The organism is Deinococcus alpinitundrae (assembly GCF_009982895.1).
Taxonomy (GTDB): Bacteria; Deinococcota; Deinococci; order Deinococcales; family Deinococcaceae; genus Deinococcus; species Deinococcus alpinitundrae.
On sequence record NZ_WXZL01000023.1, the window covers coordinates 1 to 17,528 of the forward strand.

The 17,528-nt window shown below is 67.8% G+C and carries 17 protein-coding genes; 8 read left to right on the forward strand and 9 right to left on the reverse strand.

What is annotated here, in order from left to right; translation table 11 throughout:
* Positions 1–321 (forward strand): hypothetical protein (locus GUI70_RS17355; protein ID WP_237725004.1); only part of this gene is annotated, 321 nt, incomplete at its 5' end.
* Positions 322–377: 56 nt separating this feature from the next.
* Here the strand turns inward: GUI70_RS17355 and GUI70_RS17360 are convergent.
* On the reverse strand, positions 378–1,145 hold the full coding sequence (locus GUI70_RS17360) for a class I SAM-dependent methyltransferase (RefSeq protein ID WP_161883578.1): 768 nt from the start codon (positions 1,143–1,145) through the stop codon (positions 378–380).
* Positions 1,146–1,216: 71 nt separating this feature from the next.
* On the opposite strand from GUI70_RS17360, the gene GUI70_RS17365 reads away from it, so the two are divergent.
* A complete protein-coding gene (locus GUI70_RS17365) occupies positions 1,217–1,909 on the forward strand; it encodes a hypothetical protein (protein WP_237725005.1) in 693 nt (230 codons plus the stop codon).
* A 75-nt stretch (positions 1,910–1,984) separates the two neighbouring features.
* On the opposite strand, the gene GUI70_RS24060 is transcribed toward GUI70_RS17365, so the two are convergent.
* From GUI70_RS24060 to GUI70_RS17380, 3 genes are all read right to left on the reverse strand, one after another.
* Positions 1,985–2,827, reverse strand: coding sequence for a hypothetical protein (locus GUI70_RS24060; RefSeq protein WP_202630515.1), 843 nt, complete (start codon positions 2,825–2,827; stop codon positions 1,985–1,987).
* Positions 2,828–2,833: 6 nt separating this feature from the next.
* A complete protein-coding gene (hflX, locus tag GUI70_RS17375; RefSeq protein WP_161883631.1) occupies positions 2,834–4,600 on the reverse strand; it encodes a GTPase HflX in 1,767 nt (588 codons plus the stop codon).
* A 258-nt stretch (positions 4,601–4,858) separates the two neighbouring features.
* The gene (locus tag GUI70_RS17380) at positions 4,859–7,588 is read right to left on the reverse strand and encodes a sensor domain-containing protein (protein ID WP_161883579.1); all 2,730 of its coding nucleotides are present in this window, start codon (positions 7,586–7,588) and stop codon (positions 4,859–4,861) included.
* 168 nt (positions 7,589–7,756) lie between these two features.
* Here GUI70_RS17380 and GUI70_RS17385 point away from each other — a divergent pair, with 168 nt between their 5' ends.
* The 6 genes from GUI70_RS17385 to GUI70_RS17410 all read left to right on the forward strand — a co-directional run bounded on the left by GUI70_RS17385 (position 7,757) and on the right by GUI70_RS17410 (position 11,907).
* Positions 7,757–8,449 (forward strand): hypothetical protein, encoded by a 693-nt coding sequence (locus GUI70_RS17385; RefSeq protein ID WP_161883580.1) that lies wholly within the window; start codon positions 7,757–7,759, stop codon positions 8,447–8,449.
* A gap of 102 nt (positions 8,450–8,551) precedes the next feature.
* A complete protein-coding gene (locus tag GUI70_RS17390) occupies positions 8,552–9,061 on the forward strand; it encodes an HD-GYP domain-containing protein (RefSeq protein ID WP_161883581.1) in 510 nt (169 codons plus the stop codon).
* A gap of 66 nt (positions 9,062–9,127) precedes the next feature.
* A complete protein-coding gene (locus tag GUI70_RS17395; protein WP_161883582.1) occupies positions 9,128–10,078 on the forward strand; it encodes a PEGA domain-containing protein in 951 nt (316 codons plus the stop codon).
* A gap of 14 nt (positions 10,079–10,092) precedes the next feature.
* A complete protein-coding gene (locus GUI70_RS17400; RefSeq protein WP_306468316.1) occupies positions 10,093–10,731 on the forward strand; it encodes a rhomboid family intramembrane serine protease in 639 nt (212 codons plus the stop codon).
* A gap of 1 nt (position 10,732) precedes the next feature.
* The gene (locus tag GUI70_RS17405; protein ID WP_161883584.1) at positions 10,733–11,611 is read left to right on the forward strand and encodes a VOC family protein; all 879 of its coding nucleotides are present in this window, start codon (positions 10,733–10,735) and stop codon (positions 11,609–11,611) included.
* A 56-nt stretch (positions 11,612–11,667) separates the two neighbouring features.
* Entirely contained in the window at positions 11,668–11,907 is a 240-nt protein-coding gene (locus GUI70_RS17410) for a CopZ family metallochaperone (protein WP_161883585.1), read from the forward strand.
* Between the two features lie 14 nt (positions 11,908–11,921).
* On the opposite strand, the gene GUI70_RS17415 is transcribed toward GUI70_RS17410, so the two are convergent.
* The 5 genes from GUI70_RS17415 to GUI70_RS17435 all read right to left on the reverse strand — a co-directional run bounded on the left by GUI70_RS17415 (position 11,922) and on the right by GUI70_RS17435 (position 17,448).
* Positions 11,922–13,352 (reverse strand): WGR domain-containing protein, encoded by a 1,431-nt coding sequence (locus GUI70_RS17415; protein ID WP_161883586.1) that lies wholly within the window; start codon positions 13,350–13,352, stop codon positions 11,922–11,924.
* A gap of 125 nt (positions 13,353–13,477) precedes the next feature.
* The gene (locus tag GUI70_RS17420; protein WP_161883587.1) at positions 13,478–14,638 is read right to left on the reverse strand and encodes a PQQ-dependent sugar dehydrogenase; all 1,161 of its coding nucleotides are present in this window, start codon (positions 14,636–14,638) and stop codon (positions 13,478–13,480) included.
* Between the two features lie 157 nt (positions 14,639–14,795).
* Positions 14,796–15,854, reverse strand: a complete 1,059-nt coding sequence (locus GUI70_RS17425; protein ID WP_161883588.1) for a 3-deoxy-7-phosphoheptulonate synthase — start codon at positions 15,852–15,854, stop codon at positions 14,796–14,798.
* A gap of 78 nt (positions 15,855–15,932) precedes the next feature.
* Entirely contained in the window at positions 15,933–16,232 is a 300-nt protein-coding gene (locus GUI70_RS17430; RefSeq protein WP_161883589.1) for a hypothetical protein, read from the reverse strand.
* 64 nt (positions 16,233–16,296) lie between these two features.
* A complete protein-coding gene (locus GUI70_RS17435; RefSeq protein ID WP_161883590.1) occupies positions 16,297–17,448 on the reverse strand; it encodes a M20 family metallopeptidase in 1,152 nt (383 codons plus the stop codon).
* Positions 17,449–17,528: the final 80 nt, after the last annotated feature.

The window sequence follows — 17,528 nt, forward strand, 5'->3', positions numbered from 1 at the left end:
AGCGCCGCCCACCACCAGCGCGACAATTCGAGTCCGAAGCTCCAAGCTATACCCACGTACCCCGGCTGTATTCATGAAGCTATTATGTCAAATGCTCTAGAAGAAGCTCTAAAAAAATATACGACTAACCACGATTTAGAAATGATTACTCCCAGTTTTTCTTATGCAGACAAGACAGTTCAAGAAGCTAGTTTTTTCACAGGCCGCTCTGGTGAAAACACTAGCATTGAAAACAACCTAAAAAAGATTGCCTTCAATGCTAGTGGTTCAAGTAACTCCACTGAAGCAGCTTTTCTTATTACAAGTCGCCTCGACGGATAGAGAGAATAATATTACTGAATTAGTTCTTACATTAGTTCCACTCTCTTTCGGCCTGTCTACTTTCTAACGCCCAGCGCTCGCAGCCGCACATAGTCGGCCACCCAGGCTTCGCCCTTCCAGAGCCAGGGGTGGGCCAGCTCCTCGGCTCTGGCGATCACTCCGGCCCGCTCCGCTTCACCCAAAGGCGAAAGCCAGCCGGAGCCGAACCCCACCAGCCAGGCCCGGAAGCCGTCCTCGCCGCTCAGCATCGAGGGGCGCTCGAACAAGTGCAGGCGCTCGACGGTGAAGCCCGCTTGCTCCAGCAACGTTGCCAGTTCGGCGGACGTGGGAAAGACCCAGGGATGTTTCAGTGCCGGCAATCCCAGCTCACTCAGTGCCTGCTCCACCGACTCGCGCACGGCCAGCACATTTGCCCCGCCTCCCATTTCCAGCGCCAGCCGTCCGCCGGGCACCAGGGCGCGGGCCACACCTGCGAACACGCTGTCCAGCGGAGCCATCCAGTGCAGCGCGGCGTTACTGAAGACCGCTTCGAATGCGGCCTGGTAGGGGAGGGTATGGGCGTCCTGCACCTCGAAGGCCAACCCCGGATGCTGTGCTTGCGCCGCCGCGATCATGGCTGCAGAGGCGTCCACACCCGTGACCTGCGCGCCGCTGTGGGCGATCTGGGCGCTGAGCTCGCCGCTGCCGCAGCCCAGGTCGAGAATGCGCTCGCCTGCCGCTGGCTGTAGCCAGTCCGAAACCAGGTCACGGCTCGACTCGAAAACGAAGGCGTGGCGCTCGCGGTACTGCCCGGCATTCCAGTGATCGGTGGGGGAATCGTTCATCTGGTTTTACTGTACGCGGAAGAAGCGGGGGGCAGCGCCGCATCCCGCTTCCGGCGCGCTACACTCCCGGCGTGAAACTGGCCGACCTTCAATTGCTGCCGGCTGACCTGCGGACCGCTGCCCTGCGCCGTTGGGTTCCGGCGCAGGGCGAGACGTTGGGCGCGGCGGCGCTGGCCCTTGGCGCGGGGTTGCCCGGGCTGGCGCGGCGCTGGGCGCAGACGGGGGGTCCGGCGGGCGCGGCGCTGGAGGCGGCGGCAGCCCTGCGCCTCGGGCAGCTTCAGGAAGCCCTGGCCCTGATCGGCACGCTGCCCAACGATGCCCGACGCGCTGTGCTGCTGGGCCGTGCCCGCTGGCTCGGCGGCGATTCCGAGAGGTGCTGGGCCGAGGCCGCCCGCCGCCAGGCCCGCCAGGAGGGAGACGCTCCCGCCCTGATCGCCGCCGTGACGTTGCTGGGCGAGATGCAGCTTGGTGATCCCCACGCCGCCCTCAGGACGCTGGCCGAGGGACTGAAGGTGGCTGAGATCACCGGGGAGGCCGCCGACGCGCACCTGCTGGCGGTGCTGGCCTACACCCAGCGCTTTGTTGGGAGCGGCCTGGTGGGGAGCGCGGCCAAGGCGCAGCGCACTGCCCACAAAGCGCTGGAGCGCGCCGACCCCGGCAGTCCGGCACGCGTCTGGGCGCTGCTGGCCCTGGGCCGCGAAGCGGACGCCAGTGCCGAGGCCGCAGCGGGCCAACTGGCGGCGGGCTGGTGGCCCAGGCGCTGACCAACAAAGCGGTGCGGCCCCACCGGTTGAAAGGCGGGGCCGCACCGAAGAAAGCGTCTTGTCCGGACGCCGTTTTTACTTGTCGAGCGGATCGGGGTTGTTCGAAGCCTTCTCGCCCTCTTCCAGGGTGAAGGGATGGCGGCGCATGTGGTCGCGCTCGGCCTCGTCGCCGACGCCGCTGTATTCACGCCTGCGCGGCGGCAGTTCCTTGTTCGCATCGTCCATCACGGCCTCGTCGTCCGGCCCCACCGGATCGACCGGCTGGCTGGCCTGCTGCGTCTGGCTGCCGACTTGAAGAGGGATGCCCTCCGTGGGGGTGTCGTCACTCATGCGTTCTTCCTCCTTAGCCCGCCAGATGCGCGAGGCGGCGCTGACCACGCTCAGGCGCGGTGGGGACGGCTGATGGTCCACAAATGTCGGCGCATTGCCCGCTGCCGAACGGATTGGTGCATCTGAGGGGGGCACCGATCCGTTCGGTCCCAGGTCTGGCAGGTCACCGAGATTGGCCTCGGTCTGCTGACGGCCGGACTGGTCGTCTGACGGTTCACGCTTGGTCAGTTTGACCAGGGGCGAGCCTTCCAGCGCCGACACTTCGGCCGGGCGGGTGCGGGCCGCCGCCGTCTGAACCGCTTCGCGGTGCGTTTCGGCCTCGTCTGCCGCCTCGCCGAGTTCGGCAATCAGGCGTTCACGGGCCGCCGTCTCCTCATCGAGCCGCCGCACCTCCTCGCGCAGACCTTCAAGGACCGTGTCATCGGCCCCAGCGTGGTAGGCACGGCCCAGGCGAGCGTATAAGCTGTCGAGTTCGCGTGAGAGCTGGTAGACCTCCAGACGTAAGCGGGCGCTCTGGGCCACTTCCTCGCCCCGGCGTTGGACTTTCTCGGCTCCCCGTTTGACAGAACTGAAGATGGTATCAAGCATGCCCGCTCAGTCTGTACTGACCCAGCCGCCTTTGGGTGAAGGCGTACCAAGCGCAGTCTTCACGTTCTCGCGCTCCACGCGGGCGGCGTCCTCGGCGTCCTGGCGCTTGACCTGAAGGTCTTCCAGGGTCTGCGACAGCACGTGCTTTAGCTGGGTCAGGCCCTCGCCACTGTGGGCACTGACGGCCACACCGCCGAGGCGCATTCGCTCGCGCTCCAGCGTCTCAGCGTCAGTCCGGTCAGCCTTGTTGAGCGCCACCACCGTGGGCAGGTCACCGATCTCTAGGTCACCCAGAATGCGCTGCACCGCCGCGTGGCGCGTGTCGGCCCCCGGCGAGGCAACGTCCACCACATGCAGCAGCACGTCGGCGTCGCCGATTTCTTCCAGGGTGGCGCGAAAGGCCCGGCTCAGATCGCTGGGCAGATCACGGATAAAGCCCACCGTGTCGGTGAAGACCACCGGCCCAATGCCTTCCAGAAAGCCCTGACGGCTGGTGGGGCGCAGGGTGGCGAAGAGTTTGTTCTCGGCCAGCACCTTGCGAGGCTCCTCGGCAGCGTGGGTAAAGGCATTCAGCAGGGTCGATTTGCCCGCGTTGGTGTAACCCACGATGCTGATGACCGGCACGTCGTTGCGGCTGCGCTGCTTGCGGCGTTCCTCGCGCCGCACCGCGACTTCCCTCAGCTGCTGTTCCAGAAACGCCAGGCGGTCGTTGATGCGCCGCCGGTCGAGTTCCAGCTTGGTCTCGCCGGGGCCGCGCGTGCCGATGGCCCCGCCCGCTGCCGAGCCGCCCGACGCGCCGATGCGTGAGAGTCGGCTGCCGGCGCCCAGCAGACGCGGCTTCATGTAGCGTAGCTGCGCCAGTTCGACTTGCAGCCGCGATTCGGCCCCCTGGGCGTGCAGAGCGAAAATGTCGAGAATCAGCTGGGTACGGTCAAGGACCTTCAGGCCGGTGGCTTCCTCGATCTCGCGGGCCTGCGCCGCGCCGAGTTCCTGGCCAAAGATCAGCAAGTCCGCGTCCTCGTGGTAGGCCTTGCTGGTCAATTCTTCGAGCTTGCCCGCGCCGATCAGGGTGCCGGGCTTGAGGTGACGGCGGAAAATCAGCTCACGGTAAACCACCTCGGCCCCGGCGGTGCGGGCCAGTTCACCCAGCTCGTCGAGGCGCTCCTCGGCGTCGAACTCACCCTGGTCGATCTGCACCAGGATGGCCCGCTCACGGTCTTTCTTGGCTTCGCGGGTGCGCTGGGCGCGGGCGATTTCCTCTTCCAGCGCGCTGACCTGCGCGCCCAGATCGAAATTTTCCATCTCACCGGGGCTGGCCGGCGGATACACGCGCCAGTCCTCTTCCTCGCCCACGGTGCCGGGCGGCGTCAGGTGCGCCAGATGCACGTTGCCGGGAAGGCCCCCGTCGCGCACCTCGATGGCAGCCACTGCATCCAGGCGGCTGAGAAACAGCGCCGAGAGGTCGTTTTTACTCAGCCCGCCGCCTTTGGGATGGGTATGCAGCAGGTGAAAGCCCGAGAGCCGGGTCTCGCCCTTGCGGACGCTGGGCAGCTCAGCTCCCTTGGCGTCGGCCACCGACACGCTGATCACGCGGCCCCGCCGGTCGATCAGGACGCTGATTTCGCGCCGGATCTCGTGCGAGAGTTCGCTGAGGTTGCGCGCCAATTCGGGGCTGGTCACGCTGCCGGGCGCGAGGCGGCGGCGGTACAGGTTGCTGAGGCTCTTTTGCTGCGCGGTCTTGAGGCCCGAAATGTTACCGTGAACTTTCTCTATGGTCAGTCACTTCCTTGGAGGGAGAGGAGGAAAGGGCAAAGCCCCGGCCCAGGTGGGGCAGGGCAAGTTGAGATGTGAAGGGAGCCTAGCGCAGCCCGGCGTGCACAACCGTGCGCGGGTGCCGCATCGTGGCCGACTCAGTTAGGCGGGCGGCGGCTCAGCGCCGGACGATCAGGATCATGCGGTCAGTATCGCGCTGAACGGAGCCGTGGCGCATCGGCACAATGGCTTGCCCGGACTTGCTCTGGGTCCTGCGGCTCAGTCGAGCACCTGCGAGGCCAGCCAGCGCTCGAAGTCGGGCAGGGCCATCGGCGGCGCGTAGAAGTAGCCCTGTGCGGCGTGGCAGCCCGCCGCACTGAGAAGCTGCGCCTGGGACTGCGTCTCCACGCCCACCGCGATCACGTTGAGGCCCAGCTTGCGCGACAGGTCCACCGTGCCTTCCAGCAGCGCCAGCGGGCGCGGGCCGCTGAGCAGGTTGGCCACGAACGAGGGGTGCAGTTTGACACCGCTGAGGGCGAAGCGCTCCAGCGAGGTGAGGCTCGACGCGCCGTCTCCGAAATCGTCCACCCAGATCTGTGCGCCTGCTGCCCGCAACTCGGTTAGCGCCGCGTTGATGTGTTCGGGAGCGTTCAGCTGAGTGGGATCCGGCTGAATCAGGCTGCCCGCACTGAGTTCGAGGTCAAGGCCGCCCACGCCGCGCACCTGAGCACCGAGTTCGGCCAGCAACTCCGCGTCAAGCAGTTCGGGGGCGCTCAGGTTGAGGCTCAGCCGGAGTTTGGGGTGACTGCTTTGCCAGCGCTGCCGCTGGGCGCTCACCTCGGCCACCACCCAGCGTCCCAGCGTGGGCAGCAGTCCGGCGTGGGCCACCAGCGGCAGAAACTGAGCGGGCGAGAGCTGGCCGCGCGCCGGGTGCTGCCAGCGGAGCAGCACTTCCGCCGCCTGCACCCGGCCATGCTGCAAGCTCACCACCGGCTGAAACTGCAAGCTGAACTGCTCGGGCAACGCGGCGCGCAGATCGTGTTCGAGTTGCATCGAATCGGTCTCGAAGCTCATCAATTCGGGGCGGTAGGCCTGGTGTCCGGCGCGGCCGGTGCGCCGGGCGGCCAGCAATGCGGTGCGGGCGTGTTCGAACAGTTGATCGACCGGCTCCTCGCCGCAGGCCACGCCCACGCTGGCCGTGACCCGCAACTCGCGGCCACTGACCCGCAGCGGCAGGGTGAGCAGGTGCTGCACCTCGCTGGCCAGCAGCAGGCCCTGCGCGCCGCTGACCCCGTGCAGGACCAGCGCGAAGTGCTCGCCGTCGAGCCGGGCCACCTGGGCGTCCTTGCGCCAGTGGTGCAGCCGGGCGGCCACCTGAATCAGCAGATGGTCGCCCGCCGAACGGCCCAGCGCCGTTTGCAGCACGCCGAATTCGTCGATACTCAGGCCCAGCACGCATAGCGTCTCGCCCTGGCGCTGCGGCAGTTTTGAGCGCAGCCCCGGCCAGTTGGGCAATCCGGTCAGCGGATCGTGGGCCGCGTCGTGCTTGAGGCGGTCTTCGAGGTGACGCACGGTGGTCACGTCGTGCAGGTAGAGCGCCAGCGGCTCACCTTTGTGCGGGGTGCCCTCGCCGGTGATCAGGCGGGCGGCGGTGATGGTCACGTAGCGGCGCAGGCCGTCCGGGCGGGTCAGCACCGCCGAGAGGTCGCCGCCGTCCAGGCTGGCCTGGGTAGTCAGCGTCACCGGCGAAAGCGGCGTCAGATCGGGGCGCGCGAGCTGCACGCCCAGGCCGCGCAGCAGCTTGCCCAGCGCCATGCCGCCCGGCACGTTCAGGGCGTCCTTGTCGACGCCGAGCAGGGCGGCAGCGGCCTCGCTGGCCAGCCAGACCGGGCGCTCGCCGCTGTCGTCGGCGGCCCCCAGCAGCAAGGTCGCCTGCGGGCTGTGGGCGATGACGCCCGCCAGCAGGTTTTGCTGCACGCCGCTGAGCGGGTGGCGCTCGTGAAAGTGGAATTCGGCGACCAGCAGCGTCTCGTCTTGCTCAGCGCCGTGCTCGGTGGTCTGCGCGGTTCCCTGGCCCCGGTGCAGCGAGATGGTGGCGCGCTCGCCGCCCATCACCTGCACAGCACACTCGAAGCGTTGCTGCGGCGTGGCCAGGGCGTTTTGCAGCGCCTGCTTGAGCTGCTGCTGGGCGTTCGGCGTATCCGACCAGATCGGCCAGTTCCACAGCGCGCTGTACTGCGGGTCGGGCGCTTCGGGCAGGCTGCGGCGCAGCGACTCGCTGCGTTCGAGCACCTCGCCCCCGGCACTCAGCACGGCGGTGGGCAGCCGCGCGCCGTGCAGCAGCGCCTGCACCCTTGAGGAGAGCGAGACCTCGCGGGTGACGTCGTACATGGTCCACAGCACCCCCGCCGCTGCGCCGCCGTAGTAGGGCCGCACCTGCGAGCGCAGCCACACGCCGGGGCGCTCCGGGCCGCCCGGCAGCCACTCGCGGTCCTGGCGCGCGGCCCGACCCGAGGTCGCCTGCTGCAAGAGTTGCGCGGTATCGCGGCGCGCCGGGAACACCTGATCGAAGGTCTTCCCGATCACCTGGGCCGCGCTCAGGTCGTGCAGCTCCAGAAACCGGCGGCTGACCTGCTGAAACACCAGCTCACCGCTGAGCCAGGCGGCTCCCTCGGGCAACTGGGTAATCAGCACGTTGGCTTCGCGCTGCGCGCCGTCGTCCTGGGCGGCGGCCAGCAGCATGGTCAGCAGGTGCACGCTGCCCTCGGCCACCGCCTGGGCCGACCACAGCAGGCCCAGCAGCGCTCCGTCGCGGGTCAGCCAGATGAGTTCACCGCTGTCGAACCAGGCGTCGGGCGGCGTCAGGTCACGCACGGTGGTGGTCGGGGCATCGGCACTCAGCAGCAGCACCTGCTGCCCGAGACTGGCCAGCAACACTGCGCCGGGCGCGTGGCTTCTCAGCAACTCTCGTAAGGTATCAGGCAATGCTGGATTTACAGTCAGGGTCATGAATGCGGGGTCCTCTCTGCATTCCATTGTCCTCAGCGTGTCTTACAGTGCCCATGCAAACTGTCGCCGCGCCGTGAAGGACCCGCCTGAACGCGGCGAACAGCGGCCCGGCGCGGCGGTGGAACCTGATCGATCCGGTTGATGCCGCTGGGCCTGTAGCCTGACGGCATGACTGATCTCCACGACGCCACCCGCTTTGCCGTGTACTTCGTGCCGCCTGCCGGGAGTGCTGAGTACGAACTGGGCAGTGATTTGCTCGGCTACGATCTGCGCGCGCGCGCCGCAAGGCCCCTGCCCGACTTCCTGCGCCCCGAATGGCAGGCCGTCGCCTCACCCTACGGCTTTCACCTGACGGTGGTGGAGGGCTTTTACACCGACCCTGAGCGGCTCGGCGACATCGAGCGCGAAACGCGGGCCTGTCTGGCCTGCCTCGCGCCGGGCGCGGACGTGGGCCTGGAAGGCGGCCACATCGAGGTCTGGGACGAAGGCGAAACCTGGGTGCAGCGCTTCACGCCGAGTCCGGCACTCTTGGTGCTGCACACGCTGCTGCTGGCCCGGCTCGCCCGGTTCGTCACGGCCTCGCCATTCGCCGGGGAGGTGGCGGCAGGCCACTACGGGCGGCCCTTCGAGCAGGCCAGGATGGACCTGCTGCACACCCCGCGCGGTCTGGACAGTTTCCAGCCGCACTTCACGCTGGTGCAGCCCTACGGCGGTGATCAGCCGGAGGTGTTGCAGGCCCGGCTGGAAGCGCTGACGCGGCCCCACGCCCGGTTGACCCCCGCATCGCTTTGTCTGTGCCTCAAGCCGCAGGGCGAGAGCCACTGGCAGGTCCTCAGGGAGTTTCCACTTCAGCACGCCTGACCAGGCTTGGGCTGAAACTGATTGAGAGCGTCATTCTGTCTAGATGAGAGAGGCCTCATCATCAGAAAGGGCCGGGTCAGGCGTGGGCGCTCTACTTCACGCATGCTTTCACGTCAATGGATCGTCTGGCACGGCTCACGTTTCGCAGCCCAGCGTGAGACCGGCTTCGTGCGCGCCGGGCATCCGGAGCGGGTGCGTGAGATCGCCCTGCGGCTGGGCCGCGAACTGAAGCTCAGCCGTAGCGAGCGCCGGGCACTCGGCGAGGCGGCGCTGCTGCACGACATCGGGCGGGCGCTGCTGCCGCCGCACCTCGGCGAGAAGTCGCACCCCAGGGTGGGAGCCGACCTGCTGATCGGCCAGGAGCTGCCGCCCGGCACGCGGGACGCGGTGCTGCACCACCACGAGCGCTGGGACGGGCGCGGCTACCCGCACGGGTTGCGCGGCAGCGCCATTCCGCGCCTGGCCCGCGTGCTGGCGGTTGCCAACGCCGCCGACCACCTGGGCCGCCTGCTGCCGGAGATGCAGGCCGAGCGCCTGGCCTGGGAGCGCGGGCTGGCGCTCGACCCCGAGATCGTGAACGCGTATCTGCGGCTGATCTGCCCCGAAGCCTGACCAGCTCCCCCGGACTTTGACTCGTCGGTAACGGTTGCCCGCCGCCCGCCTCTCTACACTGAAGGCATGAAGCGCCGTCCACTGCTGCTCGCTGCCCTGCTGACCCTGTCCGCGCTGCTGAGCGCCTGCCTGCCCACGCCGCTGCGGACGCAGCCCGGCTCGGCCCTGACGCTGAGTGCCCGGCTGGACGACGCCCTGAAGGTGGCCGACGGTGAGTACCGCCGCCCTGGCCCGGCGCAGTTGCAGGTGGACGCCGGCTTGCCGGGAAGTTTCCTCTACGCGCTGCTGCTGCCCGACCAGAGCCTGGCGTCGGCAGCCCCGGCCCAGCTCCTGACGCCCCGGTCATCCGGCGAACAGAGCGCCACTTTCAATCTGCCGCCCGAAGTGGGCTTCACCCAGGTATTCGTGGTGGGCAGTCCGCGCCCGCTGACGTTTCCGGCGCTGGGCCGCAGCGTGGGCCAGCTCTCGGACGCGCTCAAGGCGGCCACCGCCGACCTGACTCCCGGAAGCTGGAACGTGACCACGCAGGTCTACCGTGTGGGCGACTACGGACAACTCAGGGTGCTGAGCAGTCCGTCCGACGCCAACGTGTATCTGGGCGGCACTTACCGGGGCCGCACGCCGCTCGATCTCAGCGCGGTGCCCGCCGGTGACGTGGCGCTGCGAATCGAGCGCCAGAACTACGTGCCGCTGACCCGCACAGTGACGGTGCACCCCGACCAGACCGCCGGGCTGAAGGTGGCCCTGCGCCCGCAGCCCGCCGTGGGCCATTTGACGGTGCAGAGCAGTCTGCCTGCGCAGGTGCAGGTGCTGGGCAACCGGGAGCTGGGCAACCAGGCCGTGCGCGGCCCCACGCCGCTGAGCGCCGATTTGCTGGCCGGAGACTATGCCCTGACCGTGACGCCGCTCAACTCGCCGCTCAAGGCCGCCTGGCTGGGCCTGACCCTGACCCGCAACCAGACCGTCAACGTCTCGTGCGCGCCGGAGGGTGAGCAACTGGTGTGCCGCACCCAATGAGGCCCCGGCCTGCTGTGACGGGTCCGCTCTCCAGGTCGCCGGAGCCGCTCGACTCGGCCCGCCGCCGGGCACGTGTCGCCGGGCTGATCACGGCAGCGCTGCTGGCCCTGATGTGGGGCCAGGAACTCACCGACCAACTGGTGTTTGGGGGCCGCCTGGACGCCTACGGCATCGTGCCGCGCCACCTGGGTACGCTCAGTCATGTTTTCACCGCGCCCTTCTTGCACGGCGACTTCACCCACCTGATCGGCAACTCGCTGCCGCTGGCGGTGCTGGCCTTTCTCAATGCCCTGCGCGGCGCAGTGCGTTTCGTGCTGGCCACCCTGATCGTTGCGGTGGTGGGCGGAGCGCTGGTGTGGCTGCTGGGGCGCGGCGGCAACCACCTGGGGGCCAGCGAACTGGTGTTCGGTTACTTCGGACTGCTGCTGGCCAGCGCCTGGCACGAGCGCCGCACCGGCCCGGTCATCGCCGCAGTGGTGGCCCTGCTGCTCTACGGCGGCGCACTCTGGGGCGTGCTGCCACGTGATCCCCGGATTTCCTGGGAAAGCCATCTGTTCGGCTTTGCCGCAGGCCTGCTGGCCGCCCGCTGGCTGAGCGCGACTGGCCGCCTCCCACCCCGCCGCCCCGCCACCGCCGGGCGCTTCAGGAGCTGAGATGACTGGACCTTCCATGCCCGATTCCGCCTTGCCTGCCCTGCTGACCCTGCGCCCTGACGCCGCCGAACTGAGCGTGTCCGATCTGGCCCGCAGCGTGGCCTTTTACCAGACAGTGCTGGGGTTCAGTGTTCTTTCGCAGACGGCAGGGCAGGCCGAACTGGGCGTCACGGGAGCCGGGTGGCCCCTGCTGGTGCTCCACGCCCTGGAGCGTCCCGCTCCGCCGCAGCGGGCCAGCGGCCTGTACCATTTCGCCTTGTTGCTGCCCTCACGGGCCGATCTGGGGCGCTTTCTGGGGCATGTGGCCGGGCTGGGCGTGCGTATCGGCGCGTCCGACCATCTGATGAGTGAGGCCATTTACCTCAATGACCCCGATGGGCACGGCATCGAGGTCTACCGCGACCGGCTCCGCAGCGAATGGCCGTATGAAGCGGGGTCACAGGGCCAGCAGCTGAAGATGGCCACCGATCCGCTCGACGTCCAGGGCGTGCTGGACAGCGCTGGAACCACCCTCTGGACTGGACTCCCGGTGGGCAGCGTCATGGGTCACCTGCACCTGAAAGTCAGCGACCAGCCAGCGTCCAGCCGGTTTTATCAGGCGCTTGGCTTCGAGCTGATGACGGAATTTCCCGGCGCATCGTTTCTGGCGGTGGGCGGCTACCACCACCACCTCGGCGTCAATGTCTGGGAAAGCCGGGGAGCCGGGCCGCCCGCACCGAACACGCCCGCGCTGCAACTGGCCCAGTTCAGTGTGGAGGCCGCCGAATTTCCGGCGCTGCTCTCGCGGCTGGAGGCCATGCCGGTGCCGGTGCAGGCCACCCAGGAGTGGGCCGAGCTGACCGACCCCAGCGGCATCCGGCTGCGCTTCTCGCGGCGCTGAAGGCGGCTTCATCGGGTTCTGAGCCGACCCCCACCGCATCCGACTAGAGTCGGGACATGACCCAACCTTCCAGCACGAGCGGCCCCGAACTCGACCACACCGATCTCAGCGTCGGTGGCATGACCTGCGACCACTGCGTGCGGGCCGTGACCCAGGCGCTCAGGAGCGTGCCGGGCGTGCTGGAAGCCTCGGTGGACCTCAGCAGCGGCCTGGCCCGGGTGCGCGGCGAGGCCGACCCCCAGGCGCTGCTCGAGGCCGTGAAGGAAGAAGGCTACACGGCGGCGCTGCGGGAGTAGGCCGGACCTGCGCGTTACTCCTCGAGCCGGCGAATCTCCCCGACCACCCGGTAAAAGCCGCCCGCGTCTTCGAGCTGATCGACGACGTAGCTTACGCCCGACTGCCGAAGCGTGCGGGGAAACTGGACATTCCAGTCCTGAAACGTCTGGGTGTTGCGCGCCGGATCGGGCCTGACCCTGAGCTTGCCGCCTTCCTGCACGACCCGGAGCACCACCTGCCCCGCTGCCTGGGCCGTGGTCGCCAGGGCTGTCACCGGCGCCTGGGTCTGCACCGTCGCCGCCATCTTGATGTCGCGCGGTGTGATCTGCACCCCCTGCCTGGCGTTCTCGATGGCCTGGGCGCTGACATCCAGGGCAGCCAGCGAGCCGCGTGAAGTCACCAGATACAGCCGCTCGTTGCTGTACTGCATGCTGAGGGCCGCGCCGTACTTCGTGCCGAGTTTCCACAGACGCTCCCCAGCCTTGCTGAAGCAGTAGACGGCGGAACTGCTGTCGCCCGCGAAGACGAACTCGCCGTCTGGACTGGTCGCGCACGAGAAGACGGCGGCGTCGCAGCGGTAATTCTGTACCGCCTGACCCGACTTGGTGAAGCGCTGAATCTGATTGCTGGAGGTACCCGCGTAGAGGTCGCCGCCTTCTTGCCAGCCGAACAGTACGCTGCCGCTGGTCTTGTGATGCCACAGCGGGAAGCCGCTCTCACGGTCGAGTTGCCCGACGCCGCCGGAGTGGCCGTAGTACACCCCTGCCGGATCGACCCGGACCATCCAGGCCATGTGGGCGTTCTGACCGATCTGTGCCCACTGCTGCTCGCTCTCGGCGTTGAAGGCGTGGATGCTGCCCTGGCTGTCGCCGACGCCCAGCATGCCGCCCTGCAAATCCATCCACAGAATGGAATGCTGACTGTCGGCCTCGTAGGCCACGAACGGCAGCTTGCCGCTCAGATCGTAGACGTTGCCATCATCACATCCGGCGAAGGTGCGGTGCTGATCGCTCACCAGGCATTTGACGCCGTCGGGCAGTTTGAACGAGCGCTGCACCTCACCGTCCGGTGACAGGGCATAGACCTCGCCCGCATCGTTGCCCACCCAGACACTGTGGTCATCCGCAAAGATGCCGAAGGCGGCGCTGGCCGTCTGAAACTTCCAGACGACCGGAGCTGCCGATGTGGTGGTGGAGGCCGTTTCGGTGATCTCGCGGCGAATGACGGTGCGCTTTTGCCGCACGCCCGGCACCGCTTCCTGATAGCCCTTGCGCAGCTTCTCCTTGATTTTCTTGGTCGCCTCGGCCTGGGCCTGTTCGGGCGTGGCAAAGCCCTTGGTGCTGGTCTGGCCGGGCGTACCGATGCGTCCGAAGCGCAGGGTCAGTACCGAATCTTCCACGCTCACTTCGTAGAACTTGTGCTCGCTTCCGACCTCGTCCGAGAGTTCCAGATATGTTTTCGACATGCTCCGAGCATACCGGCCCGGCCTACGGGTGCGCCCTGAGCGGTGGGAAGACCGCCCGGGCCTCTGACCCGGTCAGTTCATAAAAAAAGGCCGCAGGAGCGGCCTCTGAGCCAAGTTGAGCAGCCTTAGGGCTGGTAGCTGATGCGGTAGACCTTGGCGTTGTCGTCGTCAGTCAGCAGCATCGAGCCGTCGGGGAGGCTGAGCAGATCGACGGGGCGGCCCTTGGAACTCTGCCCATTCAGAAAGCCGGTCAGGAAATCCTGTACCTTGCCGGATTTGGGATCGACGGTGACGACCCGGTAGCCGCTCTTGGTGGCGCGGTTCCACGAACCGTGCAACGCCACGAACATCTGGCCCCGGTACTGGGCGGGGAAGACCTTGCCGGTGTAGAAGGCCAGGCCCAGCGGCGCGCTGTGGGCGATGGTGAGGGCAAAGGCCGGGGTGGTGGCCTTGCAGGTGTCTGCGTTCTTTTTGCCGAAGTCCTTGTCCCAGACCTGGGCCTCGCCCGGCTGTAAGGTATAGCAGTACGGCCAGCCGAAGTTGCGCCCCTGGGCCAGTTTGTAGAATCCCTCTGGCGGCACGTTGTCGCCGAGGTTGTCGCGGGCGTTGTTGGTGGCGTACAGGGTGTCTCCGTACCACTCCAGGCCCACCGCGTTGCGCAGCCCCGTCGCGTAAGGCTTGCCGTTCTTGCCGTCGGCGTCATAGACCCACACGGCAGCACGCTTGTCGTTGCTTTCCTCGCAGACATTGCAACTGCTGCCGGTGGCCACATACATCTTGTCGTCGGGGCCGAACACCACCGTGCGGGTCGAGTGGCCCGCGCCGCTGGGCAGATCAAGCAGCTTCTCGGGGCCGCCGCTGGCCTTCTGGTCGCCGGATTTGTAGGCGAAACGCACCACCCCGTCGGTGTTGGCGACATACAGGTAGTTGCCGTGAAAGGCCAGGCCGTGTGGCTGATTGAGGCCCTGGGCGAATACTTGCTGGCTGTCGGCCTTGGCTTTGCCACGCAGCACGTACACCTTCCCGGCCCCGGTATCGCTCAGGAACACGTCGCCGTTGGGGGCCACCACCATGAAGCGCGGGCGCTCGAAGCCACTGGCGTAGGTGCTGACGGAAAAGCCCTGCGGCACGGTGAAGCCGCCGGATGTGACGGCGCGGGCGAGCGGGGCGGGGGCATGCACGGCGTCCTGGGGATTGGCGCTCGCGCTGGCCTTGCTCTGCTGGGCACACGCCGAGGCGCTCAGCAGCAGCGTGCAGGCCACCGCGTTGGTGATGAATTTCAACATGCCCTTATCTGACCATGTTGCTGTGAGACCGGCCCGCCAGCCAGCTAAATGCCCGCCAAAGTGAGCCGGGCGACGGTGTTCTGCGCTGTGCTGCGGGCGATACCGTTAGCGCTTGGACAGACGCCTTCCCCGGTGGGGCGTCCGGCAGAATTTCCGTTCAGCCCTGCTGCGCCGCCGCTCTGAGCAGTTGCTCGGTCTCGTCCCAGCCAATGCAGGCGTCGGTCACCGAAACGCCGTACTGCAAGTCGGTGAGATCGGCGGGAATGCTCTGTTTGCCGGGGTTGAGGTGGCTCTCGATCATCGCGCCGCGCAGCACGGTACTTCCAGCCTGGCGCTGCGAGAGCACGTCAGCCCAGACCAGATGCTGGCGGGTGTGGTCCGAGCCGCTGTTGGCATGCGAGCAGTCCACGATGACGGCGGGCGTCAGGTGGGCCAGCGTCATCAGCCGCTCGGTCTCGGCCACATAAGACGCGGCGTAATTGGGGCCGTCTTGCCCGCCGCGCAGCACCACGTGACCGCCCTGGTTGCCGCGCGTGTGCACGATGCAGGCCTGCGCGTCGTCAGTGATGGTGAAAAAGGCGTGCGGATTGCGCGCCGCCACCGCCGCGTCCACCGCGATCTTGAGGCTGCCGCTGGTGCCGTTCTTGAAGCCCACCGGGGCCGACACCGCGCTGGCCATCACCCGGTGCGTCTGTGACTCGGCGGTGCGCGCGCCGATGCACACCCAGCTCAGCAGATCGTAGAGGTACTGCGGCACGAACGGGTCGAGCAGTTCGGTGGCGACCGGCAGGCCCAGGTCGTTGATGGCCAGCATCAGCTCGCGGGTGCGCCGCAGGCCGCCGCTGAAATCGTAGGCCCCGTTGAGGTGCGGGTCGGTGAGATAACCGCGCCAGCCCACCGTGGTGCGCGGTTTGTCGACGTACACCCGCATCACGATTTCGAGCTGCCCGCTCAGCTCTTCTCTGAGGGCGGCCAGTTTGCGGGCGTAGGTCACGGCCTGGTCGAAATCGTGGATGCTGCACGGCCCGGCGATGACCAGCAACCGGTCATCCGCGCCGTGCAGGATATCGAGCACCGCCCGGCGGGCCTTCGAGACGGTGACCTCGGCGCGGGCCATCAGCGGGTAGGCGTCCTTGAGCTGCCGGGGAGTGATGACGGTCTCGAAGGCGCTGACGTGCAGGTTCTCGGTGGGGCTACGGGACGGTTCGGGCAGCATGCTTCTCCTGGGGTGGGCGTGGGCGGCAAGGCAAACCCCCGCCGGGTGGAGGCGCGGGGCGAACCTGGCCGGACAAATTCAGTCTTTGGACCACTCGCTGACTGGAATGAACTCCACGCCCTCGGCCTCGGTTGAAGTGATGCGGTAATTGGCATCGAAGAACACGGCGATCTCGCCCCGGTCGAAGTGCTCGGTGCTGACCACCGGCTTTCTGAGCACGTAGCCCTTGCCCTCCTCGGCCACGCCGATGTGGGCCGACTTGGTAAAGCGCAGCGCCACCTCGTCGCCATGCCTGAGCGTGCGGACCCGGACGTTGTAGACGCCGCCGCCGACGTCCAGGACGTTGGGGTTGGCGGGAACTTTCTTTCTCCAGAACATGAACGCCTCCAGCGAAAACGACCGGGTCAGTCTACCGTCCCGGCGGCCCGGCGGCCTGCGAAGTTCACAAACCGCGCAGCAGGGCGGTCAGCAGGCGCACATGGTCGGGCCAGCGGTCCAGCCGGATGTGCTCGTGGGCCGCGTGCGCGCCGTCGCCGGGTGCCCCCAGGCCGTCCAGGGTGGGCACGAAGGCCGCCGTGAAGTTGCCGTCGCTGCCGCCGCCCACCACCTCCTCGGTCAGGGCGAAACCGAGTGCGGCGGCCTCCTGTCTGGCCCGCTCGAACAGGGCCATTGTTTCGGCGCTGCGCTCGAACGGTGGACGGTTGAGGCCGCCCGTCACCGTGAGGCCGACCCGCCCGTCGTGCGGCCTGAGCGACTGCATGGCCGCGTCGATGCGCTCGCCCTCGGCCAGGCTCGACACCCGCACGTCGACCTCGAAGCGGGCCTGGGCCGGAATCACGTTGACCGCGCCGCCACCCGAGAGAAAGCCCACGCTGACAGTGGTGCCCGCCGCCACATCGGCCAGCGCCTGCACCGCCAGCAGCTGGTGCGCCGCCTCGGTGATGGCGCTGGCTCCCTCGTGAGGCTTGTTGCCCGCGTGGGCCGCCACCCCGACCAGTTCCACGGCAAACTGGCCCACGCCCTTGCGCCCGGACTTGAGGGCGTGGCTGTCCGACACCGGCGGCTCGACCACCAGCACGGTGCGTGCCCGCCGGGCGGCCGCCTCGATCACCGGGCGGCTGTGCAGGCTGCCGACCTCCTCGTCGGGGGTCAGCAGTACCTCGATTCCCCCTGCCGGATACTGACCGTCCAGCGCCCGCAGCGCGGCGAAGAGGCCCACGATGCCGCCTTTCATGTCGTAGCTGCCGGGGCCGTAGACGCGGTTGCCTTCGGTCCGAAACGGCATCTGGTCGAGGGTGCCGTGTGGCCAGACGGTATCGGCGTGCGCCAGCACCAGCAGGGGGCGTTCGCTGCCTGCTGGATCAGTGTGCGCCTCCGCCGCGCCGAACAGAAACTGCCGGGTGCCGCCGGGCAGGCTGTGGGTGCTGGCATGCATGGCCCTGGCCCAGCCCTCCACCACGTCCTGCACGGCACACACCGCGAGCGCGTCGGAACTGGGCGATTCGAGTTCGACGAGTTGCTGAAGGTCGCGCAGTAGCGAGGCCAGCGGCTCGGATTCGGTGTCGGGCAGGAGGTCGGACGGGGAATGGGTCATGGCCGTATGCTAGTCCAGTCGCCCGAGCAGGTGTCGATCTGACCTGAGCAGATCATCACTTTCGTGTCCAGCATGGGTTT

What these genes read in the sequence shown, in the direction of transcription:
- GUI70_RS17425 (WP_161883588.1), bottom strand. Translation starts at nt 15,854, where the DNA reads ATGCTGCCCGAACCGTCCCGTAGCCCCACCGAGAACCTGCACGTCAGC.
- GUI70_RS17415 (WP_161883586.1), bottom strand. Translation starts at nt 13,352, where the DNA reads ATGTCGAAAACATATCTGGAACTCTCGGACGAGGTCGGAAGCGAGCAC.
- GUI70_RS17385 (WP_161883580.1), top strand. Translation starts at nt 7,757, where the DNA reads ATGACTGATCTCCACGACGCCACCCGCTTTGCCGTGTACTTCGTGCCG.
- GUI70_RS17420 (WP_161883587.1), bottom strand. Translation starts at nt 14,638, where the DNA reads ATGTTGAAATTCATCACCAACGCGGTGGCCTGCACGCTGCTGCTGAGC.
- GUI70_RS17360 (WP_161883578.1), bottom strand. Translation starts at nt 1,145, where the DNA reads ATGAACGATTCCCCCACCGATCACTGGAATGCCGGGCAGTACCGCGAG.
- GUI70_RS17430 (WP_161883589.1), bottom strand. Translation starts at nt 16,232, where the DNA reads ATGTTCTGGAGAAAGAAAGTTCCCGCCAACCCCAACGTCCTGGACGTC.
- GUI70_RS17390 (WP_161883581.1), top strand. Translation starts at nt 8,552, where the DNA reads ATGCTTTCACGTCAATGGATCGTCTGGCACGGCTCACGTTTCGCAGCC.
- GUI70_RS17410 (WP_161883585.1), top strand. Translation starts at nt 11,668, where the DNA reads ATGACCCAACCTTCCAGCACGAGCGGCCCCGAACTCGACCACACCGAT.
- GUI70_RS17395 (WP_161883582.1), top strand. Translation starts at nt 9,128, where the DNA reads ATGAAGCGCCGTCCACTGCTGCTCGCTGCCCTGCTGACCCTGTCCGCG.
- GUI70_RS17380 (WP_161883579.1), bottom strand. Translation starts at nt 7,588, where the DNA reads ATGACCCTGACTGTAAATCCAGCATTGCCTGATACCTTACGAGAGTTG.
- GUI70_RS17405 (WP_161883584.1), top strand. Translation starts at nt 10,733, where the DNA reads ATGACTGGACCTTCCATGCCCGATTCCGCCTTGCCTGCCCTGCTGACC.
- GUI70_RS17435 (WP_161883590.1), bottom strand. Translation starts at nt 17,448, where the DNA reads ATGACCCATTCCCCGTCCGACCTCCTGCCCGACACCGAATCCGAGCCG.
- GUI70_RS24060 (WP_202630515.1), bottom strand. Translation starts at nt 2,827, where the DNA reads ATGCTTGATACCATCTTCAGTTCTGTCAAACGGGGAGCCGAGAAAGTC.